Below are 16,806 nucleotides of genomic sequence, written 5' to 3'. Positions count from 1 at the left end.
ACTCTTTGAATTTATGTAATTTATTATCTTATATTAAGTATAAGAAGTTAACTCAAATTCACTTACTTAAGTTTTTTTGTATCAAAATATATGTCGGTATAAATGTCGGTATAAAAAAATATAAATAAAATAATATTATTTAAAATCAAATATATAATAACAAAATATGATAACCTCTCTCACCGCCAGAATTGAAAAAAGACCTAGATCATTTTGATTTAGGTCTTTTTTATTACACCTAGACTCATTTTAATAAAATTAAATAATATCAATTATTTATATTAAAAACATACTGAATACAATCCCTTGGGTGATCATCAAGTAAAGGAAATTTTGCCCAATCTTTTAGAATTTTACTCTTTATAAACCCACACTTAATAAGTACATTTTGAGCTCTAACATTTTCTACGTCGCAAAAAGTCTCCAGCATATTTAAAGTACTATTTTCCTTCAAATAGCCGATTAAAGAGTTTAATGCTTCTAGCATCAGCCCTTGTTTTTGAAATTTTCTCCCGATGCCAAAATGTACTTCTCCACGATGTTCATTAAAGCTAAATATGATTAAACCGATCGCCAAATTTTCTTGGCGTTCGCTAATGATCCAAGCAAAATTATGATCTTGATTGTGCCATTTCTCTCCACCCCATACTTCTAGCATTTTTCTAGTTTGATCGATATCACTATGTGCTTTTCTCTGGAGATATTTTGCTGACTCTACATCGCCGCAATATTCATAAAATAGAGAAATCTCATCGCCCTTAATAAATTTGCGTAAATACAAACGACTCGTTTCGATGAGAGATGGAGATACTTTGGATAGGCTCATATTTATTCGCTTAGAAATATTCTATTAATTAGAATTCGATTGGAGAACTTTGTGGGCAAAGCTCACAATTAGAGTCAACAGAACGAATAAATATTCGGCTGAGGTCGATATCCGAAATAGGATCTGCAAAAATATCACGTGCATGAAAGCCTGCTGTATTATTAAGAAATATGGCTCGTCTTTCTTGTTGAGCAATACTTATACATTCAGGACTATTATTTATAGACTCTCTCAATGATGAAAATAGCTCAACAAGCTGCCTCTCATTATTTTCATCAGATACATCACCATTTAAAAAGAAGCGATTTTCCTGAGTTTCACTCTCCCAAACTAATGGCGCCCTAACATGAGATGGCCCTTCTTTTTTATATCCCCCATTAGAGTCTTCATATACTGTCGGTGTTAGTTTCACAACAGCTAGATTACTTTTTAAGTAATTTAAATCTTTATCATTTAATTGATTTTCCCATAGTCTAGATGGAACCCAATGAAAATAACCGGCATCTTTATAACCAATAAAAGAATTAAACAATGCAATATGTTTAGGTATTTCAACTTTGTCAGGTTGAACTACACCATCATTATGAAAGCCTAATTTATCTTCTAAATTTAATAATTTAATACCCATGGCATCCATATCTTTCACATTACTGTGAGTAGCTTTATGAACCCTGAAAGGCATATTTTTTTCATAACAAATAGGATTTGTTATATTGCTAAAAATTGCCACGAAAGTAGCAATTCCAAAAACAAAATTTTCATTTACCGAAAAGTTTGGATCCGTTGGTATATCAATTGCTGAAATTGCTTTTTTAGTATCTTGTAGATCTTGTTTTGCCAAATTAATATTTTCATGAAATATATGCGCCCCTATTTCTTTGATTTCATTTAAATATTCACCAATTAAGTTAAGGTCAAGATTTTTTTCAATAAGTGAAATTAGAGAAAATGAAAATTGTCTATATAAAGTTAAATCTATTTTTTGTATTTGTATCATTTATATATTCCTCAATGTTTCTGCTTAAACAATAAATGTTTAGGCAGAAACAATTACTTAAAAGTCAGGTTATGCTTTGTCCATTTTGATGATATTGCACTCTGGTCTAGAAGCTAGAATAGGTATTCCCGATTCACTCATTGACTCGATTAATGTGGATGCTTCACTTTTTTTATTGCTAACATCTGCGTTAGTTACATTTACAGATGTCGCAGCATTTGCACCTTGAGCTGATGCAGCCATAGCAGCACCTAAAGCAATCGCTTTTAAAATATCTTTTTTTTGCATTAGTATTTTCCTTTAGTTATCGCTTATTTATTAAGCAAAAACTAAATAGCAATAAATATACCAATTAGTAAATTTTATATTTAAACCGGATTAAATCTTTTATAAAAAAATTAAAATCAAATATTTACAACTCAAACAAAAAAATTATTTTTATTCCTATTTATAAAATATAAATGGTGCATTCGCTCTAACATGATGCATTTAAAATTCTATTTATCTTACTCATGATACAAACTGTGCTAATAAAAAGACCCGAATCGATTTGATTCAGGTCTTTATTAATAGTATTTATTAAAAATCTGATAGCCAACCTAATCAACTATAAGTAACTTTGCACCATTCAGGCTAAAAGACTGATGTGGCTCTGAATTATCTCCAACTTGATAACTCATGCCTGAAGTTAAAGTGAATGTTCTTCCGTCTTTCAATCTACTTTCTAGCTCGCCTTCTAGGCAAAATAATATGTGCCCTTTTTCACACCAATGGTCTGCCAAGTAGTTTGCTGAATACTCCACAAGCCTTACTCTTATTTTATTTGTTTCTTCACCAAAAAATTGAGTTTTCCAATAAGCTTTTCCAGTTTCACCGCTATATTCAGTGACTTCAATTTCTTCCCAGTTTGTAATTTGAAATGGAAAAGGCGCGATATTCATAATTTTTCCAAAGACGTATTATTGTATTTTCAACTTATAGATAAATTTTATTTTTGCAAACGATTTAAAGCATTTACTATTAAGGTCCACTGCCTAACTCAGTAACGAGCCAATAAGATTTTGGATCTTTTTGTACAACAGTTACAAACACAATATAGGTTCCCGCAGGGTTACCAGCAAGATCCGCATGCACTGTTTTTAGCTTTATGGCGAGTGAAATCATTTTATAAAATTGTTGATAGTAATCAGGTCTATTTTTTGCTGAGTCGTGATGAACTTTTAGCACTTCTAGAACTTTTGAGTCTTTATAGACCTGAGCTATTTCATCACTTCGAATGTTTGATTTCTCGCCTGACCAAACATATTTATATGCTGTAGCTGAGTCTCCATTAGAAAGTGAATTAAAAAAGGAAATAGCAACTCGACTCGCTTGTTCTTTTTCAAAGTTAGCCTTTTTCTCGTATGATTTAAAGGCTGCCAATACACATAATCCTGCAAGAAGTAGTCCGATAGTTATAAAGATTCTAGACTTTAGCATTTGGCTTCCTTTCTAATTTTTAAAATGCCGTGTTAAGAAATAGTCTGATCAAAATTAATTTACAGAAAGGCCTAAATCATTTTTGATTTAGGCCTTTTTATTTTAAATAAAAATTAAAACGTTAGTTATTACCTAGATGCTTTGAAACATCCTTAGCAACTTGTATAGCAATATCATCCCATGCTTTATCTAACAAACCTGTTTGAGATGAACCACCAATTTTTGGATCGTTTAACTTAGAGTTAAATGTATTCGTCCATTTTTGGCCTTTATATTCAAATGTAGCGACTAAGGTTACATTTGCTACATCAATTGCTGGGGTAATATTGAACATACCAGCTGAGTATTCAAAGCCAGATCTAGCTTTTTCAACAGTAATCGTTAATGGACTTCCATTTGGTGATAATTTTGCTATCTGAGCGATCGCTTCCTCAATACGACTTGATAGAGCTACTCCTGTAGGAATACGTGTTCTAGACCCTCCTCCTACAAAACCATCTGAACCTTGAATATCAATACGTTGAGGAAAGGTATCTGGATTCCATTTGATATATACAGTATCTTGCATCTTTGGAAGAGCTGATAATTCTGAAACAGACGTATAATTTAGACGGTTGTTAAAAGGTAAATTAACTGCACAACCTGTTAATGTAGTTACTAATATTAATGCACTTAAACTGAGTAGTTTTTTCATACTTTGAATCTCATGTAGTTTTAAAAATAAAATTTAGACTTCCCTAATCAGCCTTAATCCCAAACGAATACTTCTAATGACTCTACATAAGGCAAAATAAGATATTCATGATTAGATAAATGCTGTTCTAGCTGGTTATGCGTTGTTTGATTGAATTGATAAAAGTTGCTCAACTCATTAATCAATTGAGTTGTTTTATTTGCATCAAATTCTGGTATTTTAATGAAGAATAATAAGCTTGCGCCTAAGCCAACATACTCTAAACCATAGTTCTGATCTAAATGCTGAATTAAGCTAAAAGATTCAAAAGGATTCAAATCACAAGTAAAGTATCCATTGAGGCAGGCTGCAAATTTTTGAGTTTCAGTTTTACTGTTTATTAACTTTACTTGAATAACGGCATCTAAAATTTTTTCGGGTTCAGCATTGATCTGTAACAGAGTCGACTGATCTTCATCACAATAATTAAGTTTTTTAGGCAAGTTATTAAAGTCTATATAATTTTCTGGCTTTAATAATTGTTCAATGTGGTATTGAAGTTCTAAGGGTCGAGTATTATCCCAACTTGCTTCACTGTCATCTTCAGTATCAAAATAAAGCCCATCTCCCATTGAAGCATGCATAGACGTGTATTCGCACTGTCCTATATCTTCTAAAAGTAATAATACTTTTTTTGGAGAGTTGTTCTGCTTAATTTCTGAATATAAGTTAACAACATCCTTCCATAAGTTTATTTCACTGATTGTTGCGTAGCATATTAATTCATGAGCATCATCAGTTATAAGTGAATTTTCTTTTTCTTTAATATCAAGAATAGTCATAAATTTTTAAAATTAATCTATATTTAGCGGATATTTATATCATAAATAAATTGTATATTTAACTTAAAACCTTAATGTAATTTTTAAAAAATCTTCTATATAAGAAGCCCAAACTCACTCGCTTAGGCCTCCCCCTTTTTAAACTTACTCAGACAACGCTAATAACTTCTGAACATACTCAATCGCATTATTTTCGATGTCTTGGTGAGTCGGAACATCGTCATCTTCAGAAGGGTTTGTATCTAAACCATAAAATGCATGAAGTGGTTGATAGTCAGCCCCAACATATAAAGCAGTAAGTTCAAATGGAGTAAAAATCTGCTCTAAAGAAAGCTTGTATTCACCATACTTTGAGTAAACTTTTTCTTTCACACCAGCAGACAAAGCCAGCATAAACTTTTTATTTTTAAGCTTGTCACCTGTTGAGCCATACGCCCAACCATAAGTCACAACTTCATCAATCCATTGTTTCAAAAGCGGTGGACAGTTAAACCAATACACTGGAAATTGAAATACTAAATTTTCGTGTTCTTCTACAAGTGCTTGCTCTTTGGCAACATCAATCCCCCCGTCTGGGTAGGCCTGATAAATTTGGTGAACTGTAAATTGGTCTGGGTGTTTTTCTAGTTCCTCTACCCATCTTTTATTTACAACAGACTGGTCTATGTGAGGATGCGTAACGATGACTAATGTCTTTTTCATTATGGAAACACTCTTATCGAAAAGTTGATAAATCGATTATAGAAGTGTGCTTTCCTAAATATAAGTACGGTAATTTATGTTATATACTATACCAAAAGATAGTATAGATTTTAAAAATGACTGAATGCGTTCCATCACATACGCCATTAGAAGAAACGGGATTTGGCTACACTCTTTCTTTAATTAATGGCAAATATAAAATGATTATTATGTATTGGCTGTATGAAAAAAATGTCATGCGTTTTAATGAGATGCAACGCTGCATTGGCAATATTTCGTTTAGAACACTCAGCAATACACTTAAAGAGTTAGAAAGAGACCAGCTTATTATTCGCAAGGAATATCCTCAAATTCCACCAAAGGTTGAGTATCGCCTTTCTGAAAGAGGACAGTCTTTAATTCCCTTGTTAGATATGATGTGCGAATGGGGCGAGCAGAATAAGCCATCTTAGTTTTATAGACTTGAAGTGATACTAAATATGAGAAATGAATTAAGAGAAATTTTTATTAAGGGATGCGACGATAAAATTGAAAAAAAAGGAGACAATGTCGGTCTGTCTTTTTATGCTTTTTTTAAAAATAAGAATGATAACCCTGAGTTACTGATGGAAGCAGCACATTGGTGGATTATGTTGCATAAGCTAGATCACTTTGAGAAAGCTGTGAAGATTAAACAATTGGTTTTGAGTGAAAGTTAAAAATTAGAGCTAGTTGAAAAGGCTTAAATTTAAATAACTTAAGCCTTTTCATTATTTTAAACATATTTACTTAACATATGGCCAAACATCAGGATCTGTATATTCTTCATCGATATGATAACCCTCAGCCTTAGCTTTTCTCTCTTCCTTTTCCCGATATTTCTTATTTTCAATTAATCTCTTTTTAAACGCTTGCTCGAATTCACTAGGCGTCATTTTATCAGAATCAGGAATTGAGTCTCTTTCATTGTAACGAACACTCTGAAAGCTAAATCTAAGCATATATTGCTCTTCATTACGCTCATTCTTAGCTGTTCTTTTTAAACTGATATCTAACATAACTCCATTAGCATACAACCTATAACCCAATGATTTTGTAGGAATATTATTTATTATATTTTTCCACTCTTCAAAAGTAAAAATATAGCTTGGATCAATGACATCGCGACTTTTCGATAGATGTTTAATATTATCCTCTTTAGCGATACGAGGAGCATCTGTAAAGAAATAGTTTTTCCAGCCAGCCTGATTAATACGTTTCATTAAGGCTACATAGCTTTGATAAGCTTGCCCTGGAGTAGCGAATTCTTCTTTTGTGAGACCCGCATCGATATCTAAAACTTGAATCCCTTCATTTTTGTCATATTGAGTACCTAAAACAGAAAAAACATGTTCAATTAACAAACTGTTAGGGCCATTCTCTATGGTTAATTTTCCTAAGTTAGGAGGAGAAAATTGAAGTTCTCTAAAGCTAACACCAGCTGGGTGATTATCGACATTCCCATCACTATGCTTTGAAAAATCTTGAATACCTTGTTCACCCATATGCAAAGTGTAGGTCTGCTGATGAGAATCTAAACTTTCATTATGTTTTGCGGCTGGCTGACAAGCGGAAAGTAATAATCCGAAAATAAAGATTAGGAAATATTGTCTAAATTTTGCCGTCATTACTATCTTCACTACTTTGCTCTTTCTCAACTCTGTGATAATTTTTTAATTCTTTTTCTAAGGTTTTTGATATGAAATTAAAAGAGTTTAACTACTTTAGCTAAACCATAGATTAATTTTAATCTTGGACGATAAAGTTATATGTCTTGTCAATTTCAGCACCACCACCTGCATAGAAATCAGCTCTTATGTGAATGATATATTTTCCTTTGTACTTTGGAGTGCCTTTGATTTGTATGACATTATAGCCATCTAAATCATCAATAGGTTTAACGGTTACCCCTAAATCCTCTGGAATGTTTGTTTCTAATTCAGCATATTTATCAATAACTTTTCCACCAGAAATCTTAATAATTTGTTGGTATTCTTGATTAATATGAGCAGCAGGCAAATCCTCGGGAGTAATCGTATATTTTTTTCCACAACCTGTAAGTATAAAAATAATGGAGAAAATAAATATTAATTTATGCTTCATTAGAAACTTGCCTTTTTAAAGACCTAAAACTAGAAATTTAGGTCTTTCCTTTCTCAAGGAAAATAGAACTCGATATAAAATATAAATCTATTAAATCTTTCCTTTCTCACTCCAAAATTTTGCAATCTCTAAATTTTTCTCTACACCCAATCCATATTCATACATAAAGGCAATATCTCTCATAGCTTCTTTACTACCTAGAGCAGCAGCCTTTTTACGTAACTCTAATGCTTTTTGAGAGTCCTTTTCAACACCATCACCACTACTATATAAGCTAGCTAATCCCGCTATACAATCTGCATCATTTAGTTGAGTTCCTTTAGAAAACCACTTAAAAGCTTTTTTGTAGTGTTCATCTGCATCAGCTGGATCCATATCTCCAACAAGTCCAGCATACGTAGCATAACCCTCACCGAGCCAATACATTGCTTTTACATTACCGCTTTCAGCTGATTTAGTTGCCCAAAATTCCGCTTGAGTTTCATTCTCCTCGACACCCCACCCATGTACATAAACATCGGCTAATTCTAGTTGGGCTGATGTATCACCACTTGTAGCTCTTTTTAATAGATCATCTGAGAACGTTGGATTAGCAAATAAATTCATTGAAAATGTTAATCCTAAAATAATGAAAATAATTTTGAAGTTATTCATGCTTAACCTTAAATAGTTTTTTCTAACCTTTATAATTGATCAATAATACATTAGGGCTATTTAAACTTAATGAATTAAATAAAATTTACTAGTATGACTAAAAATATTTATCTTTAATCTATTCCCTATTCAAAACTTAAAAAGATTACTTTTAGTACTAAAAAAGCCCAACTCCCGTCGGGCCTTCCCCCATCAAACCCGACTTAAAAAGTACTCCAGTAATGCATCCCTTTCATCGGTGTTATTGGTCTCTAAAAGCTGAACCATGGCTCCATCAATCACAAATAAAAACATGTGCGCGTCTTCAACTATAGCAGTCGCTTTTACAGTTAAAAGGAATTTATGAATTTCATTAATGAACCAGTTTCGATAGTCAATCACGAGTTTATAAGCTGCTGGATAGATCTTTTCAATTTCAAAAATGGCTTTAAATGGCAACCGATAAAAGCCTTCTAAGTTCGCATGTAAGAGGTAAATTTTCTTGAGTTTATCGAATGCCATGAGTTCACAGTACGAATGAATAATTGAAAATACCTCATGTTTTAAGGCATCTATTTGAAAAGTTAAGCTCATCTGAATGAGCCTTTCTTTGGAATGAAAATAGTTATAAAAAGTGGCTTTGGGGATTTTGGCTTCCTCAATAATTCGATCTATCCCGATGTAAAACCCATTTTGATTAAATAAATCTTTTGCTGCGTGGAGCACGCGTAATGCTCTAAATGAAGCTTCTAAATTTGGCATTTTTATACCGTTTAAAATAATTTTTTGTTGTATGTAAAAGAGATAGAAATGCCGTCACTCTTAAATTGAGCGCTAAAAACAGGCATGCAAAAGCCGCACAAAAATGGTGTGCTCGCCTATCTCAGGTTTTATTGTTGCTATGATTTTTTAGTCGTAATGACCTATGGCTTAAAACCTAGAGTCGGTTAAACCGTTTTAAAGACCAGTTGGGTATCGAGTCAAAGATTTTGGCAAAGGTTGCCAATGAGAGAGATGAAATAGTACGCATAGTGGCGGACTCCTTTTGATTTAGAAGAGTCTTACCAATTACTGTCAAATAATGGTGGCAAGACTAGAAGGGTTGACAGACTGGTACAAAAGGAAACCAGCGCACGCAAGCGTGCCCCTCCTAGCCTCACCATAAAGGCGTGACTTAAGAGAACGCACAAAACGAGATACGTTGTTGTGCGCCTTTTGTTCCAGCTCTGTCAAAAGCTAACTGGCAATGTAGGCCAGCAGGCAAAGGATAATCCGCACGTTTTTGAGTGTCAATGTAAGGTTGAATAGAAATTAGTTAAATAATTATTGTTGTTTATTCAATTAGATATTTAAGCTAAAAAGACCTTCAACTTAAATTTAACGATATCATAATAATACTAAATAATGGTGGCAGAACGAAAAGAGGTTAGCAGACTGGACACACAGAACCAGCACACCCGAAGGTGTCCTCTTATCGCTCTGCCATAGAATGGTGGCAAAACGAAAAGGGATTAGCAGACTGGTACAAAAGCAACCAGCACACCTGAAGGTGTTCCCTTATCGTTCTACCGTAGAATGGTGATAGATCGATAAGGGGTTAGCAGACTGGGAACTGTACCAGCACACCCGAAAGTGTCCCCTTATCGCTCTACCCTAAAGTAGTTTGCAGGCAAAGAATAATTCTCAAGATTTTAAGTGTCAATGTTCATATATTATTAATTTATAAAAATTTTTATTCCTATTGACTCATTTTCCCATTATTAATTTATCATTCATTTTCAAAACTGTTTAAATGACCCGATTGATCGCGCTATAAATAAAAGCTACAGTAAATAAAGTTTGAATTTTATAACTTTAAATAATTAATAAGGCATGCAGGCAAAGACATGGAAACGATACATGATTTTTATCGCCGCTTTTCTTTAACCAGAGATAGCGATTACTCGGTTCCATCGACTTCGTTTGGACATTTCAACGTGTTCCAACGCGATGCCTGCTCGTTTCTGACACCTTATAGCCGCCGCGATTATTATAAAATTTCACTGGTTTTAGGCACAGGTGAACTTCACTACGCCAACCGCTGGATTCAAGTAGACCGCCCTGCTTTATTGTTTTCAAACCCGATGGTTCCCTACGCTTGGGAAATTAATTCGCCTGAACAGGCAGGCTGGTTTTGTCTATTTACCGAAGAGTTTGTAAACCAAGAATCTAGACAAAGTTTTTTAAAAGACTCACCACTATTTAAAGTCGACGGCGACCCGCTATATTTTTTAAATGACCAACAAGTTGAAGAAATTTCATTTATTTTCAAAAAGATGATGAATGATATAAATTCAGACTATATTCATAAATACAACGTTTTAAGAAACTATTTGCACCTACTTGTGCATGAAGCCATGAAAATGCAACCGACCCAACAGTTTGAAAAACATAGTAATGCTGCGGTTCGGATTTGCCATTTGTTCTTTGAATTATTAGAACGCCAGTTTCCCATCGACTCGCCCCATTTTCAGCTTAAACTCAAAACTGCACATGACTATGCCTATGGTCTGTCGGTGCATGTGAACCATTTAAACCGAGCTGTAAAAGAAGCCACAGGTAAAACGACGTCTGAGCATATTAGCTCGCGCATTACGCAAGAAGCCAAAGCTCTGCTACAACACACCAGTTGGAATATTTCCGAAATTGCCTATAGCTTAGGCTTTGAATATTCAGCGTATTTCACTAACTTTTTCAAGAAAAATACGGGTTTTTCACCTAAAAAGTTCCGAGAAGACTGTGTGGCCTAAAAACAGATTGTTTGAATTTTATAATTATTGGTTTGAATGTTATACGTCAGTTTGAGCCAAAGCATTTTATAGTTTTTCTACTCAAGTGATTTTGCAAAAAGAGTGTGAAAAATGAAATATAGAACTTTAGGACAAACAGGCGAAAAAGTATCAGCACTTGGTTTAGGTTGTATGGGAATGAGCTTTGCCTATGGTGCCTCAGACGACACACAAAGCATTGCCACTCTAGAAAAGGCATTAGACCTCGGCATTAACTTTTGGGACACCGCCGACATGTACGGCAACGGCGCAAATGAAGTTTTGCTCTCAAAAGTTTTAGAAAAACATCGCGACAAAGTGTTCTTGGCGACCAAATTTGGCTTTCGCTATAAAGAAGACAACCTTAACCCACAAAACTCTTTAGAGTCTTATATCGACGGCTCTCCAGAGTGGATTAAAGTTGCGGTCGAAAACAGTTTAAAACGCCTAAATACAGACGTGATTGATTTGTATTATGCGCACCGCATAGATCCAAACATTCCAGTTGAAGACACCATTGGCGCAATGGCTGACTTGGTGCAACAAGGTAAAGTTCGTTACCTAGGACTCAGTGAAGCATCGGCTGAAACCATTCGTAAAGCGCATGCGATTCACCCAATTGCAGCAGTTCAACATGAATATTCATTGCTTACCCGTGAGCTGGAAGATACACACTTTCAAACCGTTCGTGAGTTAGGCATTAGCCTTGTGCCGTATTCACCACTATCGCGTGGTTTAATCACCAATACGCTTGATGTGAGCAGCCTAGACGAAAACGATTTCCGTCGTCAGTTACCACGTTATCAAGGCGATAACTGGAAAAATAACCAAAGCTTGGCACAAGCATTTAGCAACTTTGCCCAAAGCAAAAATGCAACAGCGGCTCAACTGGCTTTGGCTTGGATTTTGGCGCAAGGTGAAGACATTATTCCAATTCCGGGTACACGTAAAATCGAACGTCTCGTAGAAAATGCAGGTGCTGTAGACCTTGATTTAACAGCAGCAGATTTGGCAGAAATTGAAGCGATTATTGCGAGATATCCAAACATGGGCGCACGCTATAACGCTCAGCAACTTGCTGCGGTGAACCACTAAAATATAAGTCATAAAAAAAGTCCGACTCAATGTCGGACTTTTTAATTTAGTCTTTGCTATAACTGCCTTGCTGGCGTCCACCTTCCCAAATCGCGTCTAAGGACTTGTCAGAAATCGTTAGACTTTCAGGGAAAATACTTAAATCCTTTTTAAATTTAGAGTCTGGTTTTAAACCAATACAATCTCCATTTTTCCACCATGTGCCTTCGGCATATTGGTCTAAAGCACCCACAGCAAGCATCCATTTAAACTTACCATCTGGTTGAAGTAAAAGTTCCGAACCAACTTCCATCACGCCATTTAAATAATAGTGCCCACTCCACGCTTCATCGGCTTTTTGGAATTTCACTTCTTTGCATGTGCTAGTTGGCTCGGCGTAAATTTGAGATGAAATGGCAATCGTAGAAACGAGTAGCAACCGTGCAAATATATTCATCATTCAATTCCCTATTTTTAGTTTTATTTCCCAGACTCAACTTTTAAATACGTTCCATCTGCATATACGTTATGTCCAAAGCCACAACCTGACTCACCTTCATTTTGTTTGGCTTGAATATAATTTCCTAATTTCGCGTTGGTTTTAAAGTCGAGTTGAATGCGACAGTCTTGATCTTTATAGACGATTTGCTTTTTACCACTCGGCATTGTAGTGCCAAACTCACCCATGTTTGGCCCGTAAATTAAGCTTCTAAGTCCCATATATAAACCAGCATAGCTGATTGCATATTGGCCCTTCTCACGGCTTACCGTGATGTGATCCCATTCACCAAAGCCTGAGTAACGTACATATTCACCTGACAAATCATTTGAGGCTTTAGGTGTAGGTAACTGCTTAAGATTAAATTGGCTAGATTTTGATTTTTCATCGAGCATAAACCACGACCTTGCCCAAAGTGGTTGACCCAATTTGGCATAGGCTAAGCCCACATTATTGTTGGCAACTTCAATATCTCGGTCAGTAAATTTAACTGTGGTTTCGTCTTCATTAGCTTTACAAAATGCAGTCCAAGAGGCTTGGTTCTGGAAATTTTCGAGCGCCTTTTTATATTGTTTTTGGTCGTAGTTTTTCTTACCTAAGCTCGCGTATTGTTTCACTTTATTACAGCTTTGCTGTAGTTCTTGTTCAAAAGAAAACTCTGCATGCGTGACAGCCAAAGCCGAAAGTGTGAGAACCGCACAACCTGAAATAATAGATTTAATCATTTTTAAAATTCTTTAATAATTAACTAATTATATAATATGAGCTAGTTCTATAAATCACAATTCTCTGAAACAAAAGTCTATTAGAAGCGTTTAGGTTTTTAAAAGTTCATTAAATCAATTCAGAAGAAATCTTTATAAATATGAAGTATTAACTGATTATTTTAGTTGAATATTCCTCAAAAAAATAATGTAGACTGCATGCGTAAAACTTAGGAAGAATTATAAGAGTGAATAATCTAATTATCGGAACCCTATTTGCACTTTGTGCTGCGGCTTTAAATGCGTCTATTGGCGTGATCAGTAAACTGCTTATGCACAGTGGCTTAAACCCACAAGACATTGCTTTTTTAAAAACAGTCATCGCATTCTTCTTTTTAAGTGTGTTTTTATTTAAAGTTCCTGTTAGCCAAAAGATTGCATTTATTAGCAATACTCCAAACAAACTGAGTGTTTTTGTCCAAATTGCGATATGTGCTTTTTTAGGGATTTTTTCACTATTCTTTTTCGAAACCATTGCCTACAACCATGGTGCTGCGGCAAATGTAGTTGTGGTACTCATGGCTTCAGCCGCTATTTCAGCTTTATTTTTTGGTAGATTAGTTTTAAAAGAAAGTATTTATATTCATTCTATTGCTGGAACATTATTAGCTGTAGCAGGTATTAGTTTAATTTCATGGAAAGGTGAAAATAGTTTATTAATGCTGATCAATGCCTCTATTGCCGGCACTGGCTATGGACTATTTTCAGTCTTAATTAAAAAATTTAGATTAAATGGTGGCTTATTCCTAACGAAGTATTTATTACTTTTTGGTAGTGTTTATCTGGCTGTTCCCTTTTTAATTAATTTTCATAGCATTAGTTTTAATACCAATATTATTTTGGGTTTAATTGGCTTGGCAGTTCTGCCTACCATTCTTGGATTTTATTGCACAACCAAAGCGTTAACTTATCTACCCGCCTCGAAAGTACAAGTGACCGAACTTTCTGAACCCATTTTTGCAGCACTGATGGCTTGGGTTTTCATTCATGAACAGCCGACCTTATCGTTTTTATATGGCGCAATTTTCATTATTTCGGGCATCGTTTTAATGAACAAAGCACCTAAATCATAAAATAATTTCATTAATATCCATCTGCATGGTGACAAGCCACTTGCACCACACTCGCAAAATTAATTGCCATTTGTGAAGGGGCATGTTTTTTATAAGCAAGCCCTAAACCCACCGTAGGTACTGGCGCTTTCAAAGAGCGATAAGCCACGCCTTGTATTTGCAATTGTTTGGTCGACTCTGGAACCAAAGATACGCCTAAATTTGCAGATACTAACGATAGAATTGACACAATTTGCGGTGCATTTTGTCCAATTTTAGGTTCAAAGCCACGCTCATGGCAGGCTTGTTTAATTGCATCGAAAAGCCCTGCGCTAATTGAAGGTGGCGAGACAATAAAATCAAGTTCTCGTAGTGCATTTAAATCAATTTCTGGCGATGAATCGTCTAGATTAAAAGACTCAGAAGGTAAAGCAGCAATGAGGGGTTCAGCCAATAACTCTTGAATAATTAAACTGTCTGGAATATTGCGTGGTGACCGAATAATCGCGACATCTAAGCGGTCTTCGAGTAGTAAATCGATGAGCAGCAAGGTGTTCGCTTCTTCAAGTTTTAAATCCACTTTAGGATATTGCTGTTGGAAATAGCGAACGCATTTAGGAATTAGAGGGTTCAACATTGAAGTACCTGTAAAGCCCAATCGCAATTGACCAACTTCACCATTTGCTACCTGTTTGACCAAATTCGCTGCATCCTCTACACGCTGCTGTACAGGCTGAATCGCATTTAAAAAGGCAAGCCCAGCTTCGGTCAACTCGACCCCATGCGGAGAACGGATAAATAAATCTGCACCTAGCTCTTCTTCTAAGTCCCGTATTTGCATGCTTAAAGGTGGCTGACTCATGTTTAAACGATGCGCAGCTCTGGTAAAGTTTTTTTCTTCTGCTACTGCTAAAAAGTAGCGTATATGTCTGAGTTCCATTGCTATATATAAAACATATCATGACCTATTGTTAAATATATTAGAAAAATACCACCTAAATTGCTAATTTTAATTTATCGAATTCTCTCGATGCAGCATGCCCCCAAAGCACTGCTCTTTCTTTCTGTCATGGTCATGATATGAGCTCTTCATCTACACCCAGTACCTTAAACACTGAGGCAACTTCTGTTCTCTCCCGAGAATGGATTCACAAAGGGACTAAAGCCTATAAACATGCAGGTTTTGCATTATTCCTCGTAGGTTTTGCCAGTTTCTCTCTGATTTATTGTGTACAACCACTCCTGCCAGCATTTAGCCAAAGCTTCCAGATTAGCCCTGCGAGCAGCTCTCTCGCTTTGTCTTTAACCACTGCCTTTTTAGCGATTTCAATTGTGCTATCGAGTGCCTTTTCACAAGCGATTGGTCGTCGTGGTGTTATTTTCAGCTCAATGCTGTGTGCGGCTATTCTTAATATTGTGGCTATGTTTACACCTAACTGGCATAGCTTACTCATAGCACGAGCACTAGAAGGCCTATTGCTTGGCGGCGTACCAGCCGTAACTATGGCTTGGATTGCCGAAGAAATCGCACCTGAACACTTAGGTAAAACCATGGGTTTGTATATTGCAGGTACGGCTTTTGGTGGAATGATGGGCCGCGTCGGCATGGGTATTTTGATTGAATATTTTTCTTGGCGAACTGCTTTAGGCTTACTTGGCGCAATCTGCTTTATTTGCTCAATTGCCTTTTTGAATTTACTTCCTGCTTCGCGTAATTTCGTACAGAAAAAAGGTTTGAATTTAGATTTTCACCTGCAAATGTGGCGGACCCATTTAATTAATACTAAATTATTACGCCTGTTTGCCATTGGTTTCTTGCTCACGAGTGTTTTTGTGACCTTGTTTAACTACGCTACTTTCCGTTTAAGTGGAGCACCTTATTCGCTTAGCCAGACTCAAATAAGCCTTATTTTCTTGTCGTATAGCTTTGGGATGGTGTCTTCATCATTGGCAGGTACATTAGCCGACCGCTTCGGTAAAAAAACCATGATGATGAGCGGCTTTGCCTTAATGATTGTGGGTAGCCTCATGACATTACTCAGCTCTCTTTTCGGCATTATTATTGGGATTGCCTTTATTACCACAGGTTTCTTTATTACCCACTCACTCACCAGTAGTTCAGTGGGTGCTGAAAGTAAACAAGCCAAAGCCCATGCCAGTTCCCTGTACTTGCTGTTTTACTATATGGGTTCGAGTATTGTTGGCTCAGCAGGTGGCTGGTTCTGGTTACACGGCGGCTGGGGTGCAATTGTAGGCTTAACCATTGTACTGTCGTTAATTGGAATATTTTTAGTAATTTATACATCACACGCAAAAGCTCATTAATTTTTAAGTTAA

Annotated in this window: 21 protein-coding genes; 6 read left to right on the top strand and 15 right to left on the bottom strand. The window is 35.6% G+C overall.

Translation table 11 applies throughout. The features are described from left to right. Positions 1–268: 268 nt before the first annotated feature. From MMY79_RS01130 to MMY79_RS01095, 8 genes are all read right to left on the bottom strand, one after another. Positions 269–826, bottom strand: a complete 558-nt coding sequence (locus MMY79_RS01130) for a GNAT family N-acetyltransferase (RefSeq protein ID WP_252611390.1) — start codon at positions 824–826, stop codon at positions 269–271. Positions 827–854: 28 nt separating this feature from the next. Beyond that, positions 855–1,823, bottom strand: a complete 969-nt coding sequence (locus MMY79_RS01125; protein ID WP_252611388.1) for a hypothetical protein — start codon at positions 1,821–1,823, stop codon at positions 855–857. 69 nt (positions 1,824–1,892) lie between these two features. Continuing rightward, on the bottom strand, positions 1,893–2,111 hold the full coding sequence (locus tag MMY79_RS01120; protein WP_252611386.1) for a hypothetical protein: 219 nt from the start codon (positions 2,109–2,111) through the stop codon (positions 1,893–1,895). 311 nt (positions 2,112–2,422) lie between these two features. After that, the gene (locus tag MMY79_RS01115) at positions 2,423–2,764 is read right to left on the bottom strand and encodes a DHCW motif cupin fold protein (RefSeq protein ID WP_001017481.1); all 342 of its coding nucleotides are present in this window, start codon (positions 2,762–2,764) and stop codon (positions 2,423–2,425) included. A gap of 79 nt (positions 2,765–2,843) precedes the next feature. Continuing rightward, positions 2,844–3,302, bottom strand: a complete 459-nt coding sequence (locus MMY79_RS01110; protein WP_252611384.1) for a hypothetical protein — start codon at positions 3,300–3,302, stop codon at positions 2,844–2,846. A 121-nt stretch (positions 3,303–3,423) separates the two neighbouring features. Continuing rightward, a complete protein-coding gene (locus MMY79_RS01105) occupies positions 3,424–3,996 on the bottom strand; it encodes a hypothetical protein (RefSeq protein ID WP_107880521.1) in 573 nt (190 codons plus the stop codon). 53 nt (positions 3,997–4,049) lie between these two features. After that, positions 4,050–4,817 (bottom strand): hypothetical protein, encoded by a 768-nt coding sequence (locus MMY79_RS01100; RefSeq protein ID WP_252611382.1) that lies wholly within the window; start codon positions 4,815–4,817, stop codon positions 4,050–4,052. Between the two features lie 144 nt (positions 4,818–4,961). Further along, entirely contained in the window at positions 4,962–5,519 is a 558-nt protein-coding gene (locus MMY79_RS01095) for an NAD(P)H-dependent oxidoreductase (RefSeq protein WP_252611380.1), read from the bottom strand. Positions 5,520–5,635: 116 nt separating this feature from the next. On the opposite strand from MMY79_RS01095, the gene MMY79_RS01090 reads away from it, so the two are divergent. Together MMY79_RS01090 and MMY79_RS01085 are read left to right on the top strand one after the other, a co-directional pair. Further along, positions 5,636–5,971 (top strand): helix-turn-helix domain-containing protein, encoded by a 336-nt coding sequence (locus tag MMY79_RS01090; RefSeq protein WP_252611378.1) that lies wholly within the window; start codon positions 5,636–5,638, stop codon positions 5,969–5,971. A 27-nt stretch (positions 5,972–5,998) separates the two neighbouring features. Further along, on the top strand, positions 5,999–6,217 hold the full coding sequence (locus MMY79_RS01085; RefSeq protein ID WP_198496613.1) for a DUF6500 family protein: 219 nt from the start codon (positions 5,999–6,001) through the stop codon (positions 6,215–6,217). Positions 6,218–6,283: 66 nt separating this feature from the next. On the opposite strand, the gene MMY79_RS01080 is transcribed toward MMY79_RS01085, so the two are convergent. The 4 genes from MMY79_RS01080 to MMY79_RS01065 form a co-directional block, all read right to left on the bottom strand. Beyond that, positions 6,284–7,165, bottom strand: a complete 882-nt coding sequence (locus MMY79_RS01080; RefSeq protein WP_252611376.1) for a hypothetical protein — start codon at positions 7,163–7,165, stop codon at positions 6,284–6,286. 118 nt (positions 7,166–7,283) lie between these two features. Further along, on the bottom strand, positions 7,284–7,640 hold the full coding sequence (locus MMY79_RS01075) for a hypothetical protein (protein ID WP_252611374.1): 357 nt from the start codon (positions 7,638–7,640) through the stop codon (positions 7,284–7,286). Between the two features lie 90 nt (positions 7,641–7,730). Then, positions 7,731–8,294, bottom strand: coding sequence for a tetratricopeptide repeat protein (locus MMY79_RS01070; RefSeq protein WP_252611372.1), 564 nt, complete (start codon positions 8,292–8,294; stop codon positions 7,731–7,733). A gap of 192 nt (positions 8,295–8,486) precedes the next feature. Beyond that, positions 8,487–9,035, bottom strand: coding sequence for a TetR/AcrR family transcriptional regulator (locus MMY79_RS01065; protein ID WP_252611370.1), 549 nt, complete (start codon positions 9,033–9,035; stop codon positions 8,487–8,489). Between the two features lie 1,124 nt (positions 9,036–10,159). Between MMY79_RS01065 and MMY79_RS01060 the strand changes: the two genes are divergently transcribed. Together MMY79_RS01060 and MMY79_RS01055 are read left to right on the top strand one after the other, a co-directional pair. Continuing rightward, complete coding sequence (locus tag MMY79_RS01060) at positions 10,160–11,062, top strand: response regulator transcription factor (RefSeq protein WP_252611368.1); 903 nt, start codon at positions 10,160–10,162, stop codon at positions 11,060–11,062. Positions 11,063–11,173: 111 nt separating this feature from the next. Then, on the top strand, positions 11,174–12,175 hold the full coding sequence (locus MMY79_RS01055) for an aldo/keto reductase (protein WP_252611366.1): 1,002 nt from the start codon (positions 11,174–11,176) through the stop codon (positions 12,173–12,175). Positions 12,176–12,221: 46 nt separating this feature from the next. Here the strand turns inward: MMY79_RS01055 and MMY79_RS01050 are convergent, their stop codons facing one another. Further along, positions 12,222–12,614: a hypothetical protein gene (locus MMY79_RS01050; RefSeq protein ID WP_252611364.1), complete on the bottom strand. Its 393-nt coding sequence runs from the start codon at positions 12,612–12,614 to the stop codon at positions 12,222–12,224. Between the two features lie 20 nt (positions 12,615–12,634). Further along, complete coding sequence (locus MMY79_RS01045) at positions 12,635–13,378, bottom strand: hypothetical protein (protein ID WP_252611362.1); 744 nt, start codon at positions 13,376–13,378, stop codon at positions 12,635–12,637. Positions 13,379–13,605: 227 nt separating this feature from the next. On the opposite strand from MMY79_RS01045, the gene MMY79_RS01040 reads away from it, so the two are divergent. Further along, entirely contained in the window at positions 13,606–14,490 is an 885-nt protein-coding gene (locus MMY79_RS01040; RefSeq protein WP_252611360.1) for a DMT family transporter, read from the top strand. Positions 14,491–14,500: 10 nt separating this feature from the next. Here MMY79_RS01040 and MMY79_RS01035 read toward each other — a convergent pair whose 3' ends face one another. Further along, positions 14,501–15,409: a LysR family transcriptional regulator gene (locus MMY79_RS01035; protein ID WP_252611358.1), complete on the bottom strand. Its 909-nt coding sequence runs from the start codon at positions 15,407–15,409 to the stop codon at positions 14,501–14,503. Between the two features lie 140 nt (positions 15,410–15,549). Between MMY79_RS01035 and MMY79_RS01030 the strand changes: the two genes are divergently transcribed. Further along, a complete protein-coding gene (locus MMY79_RS01030) occupies positions 15,550–16,794 on the top strand; it encodes an MFS transporter (RefSeq protein WP_252611357.1) in 1,245 nt (414 codons plus the stop codon). Positions 16,795–16,806: the final 12 nt, after the last annotated feature.

Origin of the sequence: Acinetobacter sp. XS-4 (assembly GCF_023920705.1) — a bacterium.
Taxonomy (GTDB): domain Bacteria; phylum Pseudomonadota; class Gammaproteobacteria; order Pseudomonadales; family Moraxellaceae; genus Acinetobacter.
This window is presented reverse-complemented; position numbering and strand designations above follow the sequence as displayed.

What these genes read in the sequence shown, in the direction of transcription:
- MMY79_RS01130 (WP_252611390.1), bottom strand. Translation starts at nt 826, where the DNA reads ATGAGCCTATCCAAAGTATCTCCATCTCTCATCGAAACGAGTCGTTTG.
- MMY79_RS01125 (WP_252611388.1), bottom strand. Translation starts at nt 1,823, where the DNA reads ATGATACAAATACAAAAAATAGATTTAACTTTATATAGACAATTTTCA.
- MMY79_RS01120 (WP_252611386.1), bottom strand. Translation starts at nt 2,111, where the DNA reads ATGCAAAAAAAAGATATTTTAAAAGCGATTGCTTTAGGTGCTGCTATG.
- MMY79_RS01115 (WP_001017481.1), bottom strand. Translation starts at nt 2,764, where the DNA reads ATGAATATCGCGCCTTTTCCATTTCAAATTACAAACTGGGAAGAAATT.
- MMY79_RS01110 (WP_252611384.1), bottom strand. Translation starts at nt 3,302, where the DNA reads ATGCTAAAGTCTAGAATCTTTATAACTATCGGACTACTTCTTGCAGGA.
- MMY79_RS01105 (WP_107880521.1), bottom strand. Translation starts at nt 3,996, where the DNA reads ATGAAAAAACTACTCAGTTTAAGTGCATTAATATTAGTAACTACATTA.
- MMY79_RS01100 (WP_252611382.1), bottom strand. Translation starts at nt 4,817, where the DNA reads ATGACTATTCTTGATATTAAAGAAAAAGAAAATTCACTTATAACTGAT.
- MMY79_RS01095 (WP_252611380.1), bottom strand. Translation starts at nt 5,519, where the DNA reads ATGAAAAAGACATTAGTCATCGTTACGCATCCTCACATAGACCAGTCT.
- MMY79_RS01090 (WP_252611378.1), top strand. Translation starts at nt 5,636, where the DNA reads ATGACTGAATGCGTTCCATCACATACGCCATTAGAAGAAACGGGATTT.
- MMY79_RS01085 (WP_198496613.1), top strand. Translation starts at nt 5,999, where the DNA reads ATGAGAAATGAATTAAGAGAAATTTTTATTAAGGGATGCGACGATAAA.
- MMY79_RS01080 (WP_252611376.1), bottom strand. Translation starts at nt 7,165, where the DNA reads ATGACGGCAAAATTTAGACAATATTTCCTAATCTTTATTTTCGGATTA.
- MMY79_RS01075 (WP_252611374.1), bottom strand. Translation starts at nt 7,640, where the DNA reads ATGAAGCATAAATTAATATTTATTTTCTCCATTATTTTTATACTTACA.
- MMY79_RS01070 (WP_252611372.1), bottom strand. Translation starts at nt 8,294, where the DNA reads ATGAATAACTTCAAAATTATTTTCATTATTTTAGGATTAACATTTTCA.
- MMY79_RS01065 (WP_252611370.1), bottom strand. Translation starts at nt 9,035, where the DNA reads ATGCCAAATTTAGAAGCTTCATTTAGAGCATTACGCGTGCTCCACGCA.
- MMY79_RS01060 (WP_252611368.1), top strand. Translation starts at nt 10,160, where the DNA reads ATGGAAACGATACATGATTTTTATCGCCGCTTTTCTTTAACCAGAGAT.
- MMY79_RS01055 (WP_252611366.1), top strand. Translation starts at nt 11,174, where the DNA reads ATGAAATATAGAACTTTAGGACAAACAGGCGAAAAAGTATCAGCACTT.
- MMY79_RS01050 (WP_252611364.1), bottom strand. Translation starts at nt 12,614, where the DNA reads ATGATGAATATATTTGCACGGTTGCTACTCGTTTCTACGATTGCCATT.
- MMY79_RS01045 (WP_252611362.1), bottom strand. Translation starts at nt 13,378, where the DNA reads ATGATTAAATCTATTATTTCAGGTTGTGCGGTTCTCACACTTTCGGCT.
- MMY79_RS01035 (WP_252611358.1), bottom strand. Translation starts at nt 15,409, where the DNA reads ATGGAACTCAGACATATACGCTACTTTTTAGCAGTAGCAGAAGAAAAA.
- MMY79_RS01030 (WP_252611357.1), top strand. Translation starts at nt 15,550, where the DNA reads ATGAGCTCTTCATCTACACCCAGTACCTTAAACACTGAGGCAACTTCT.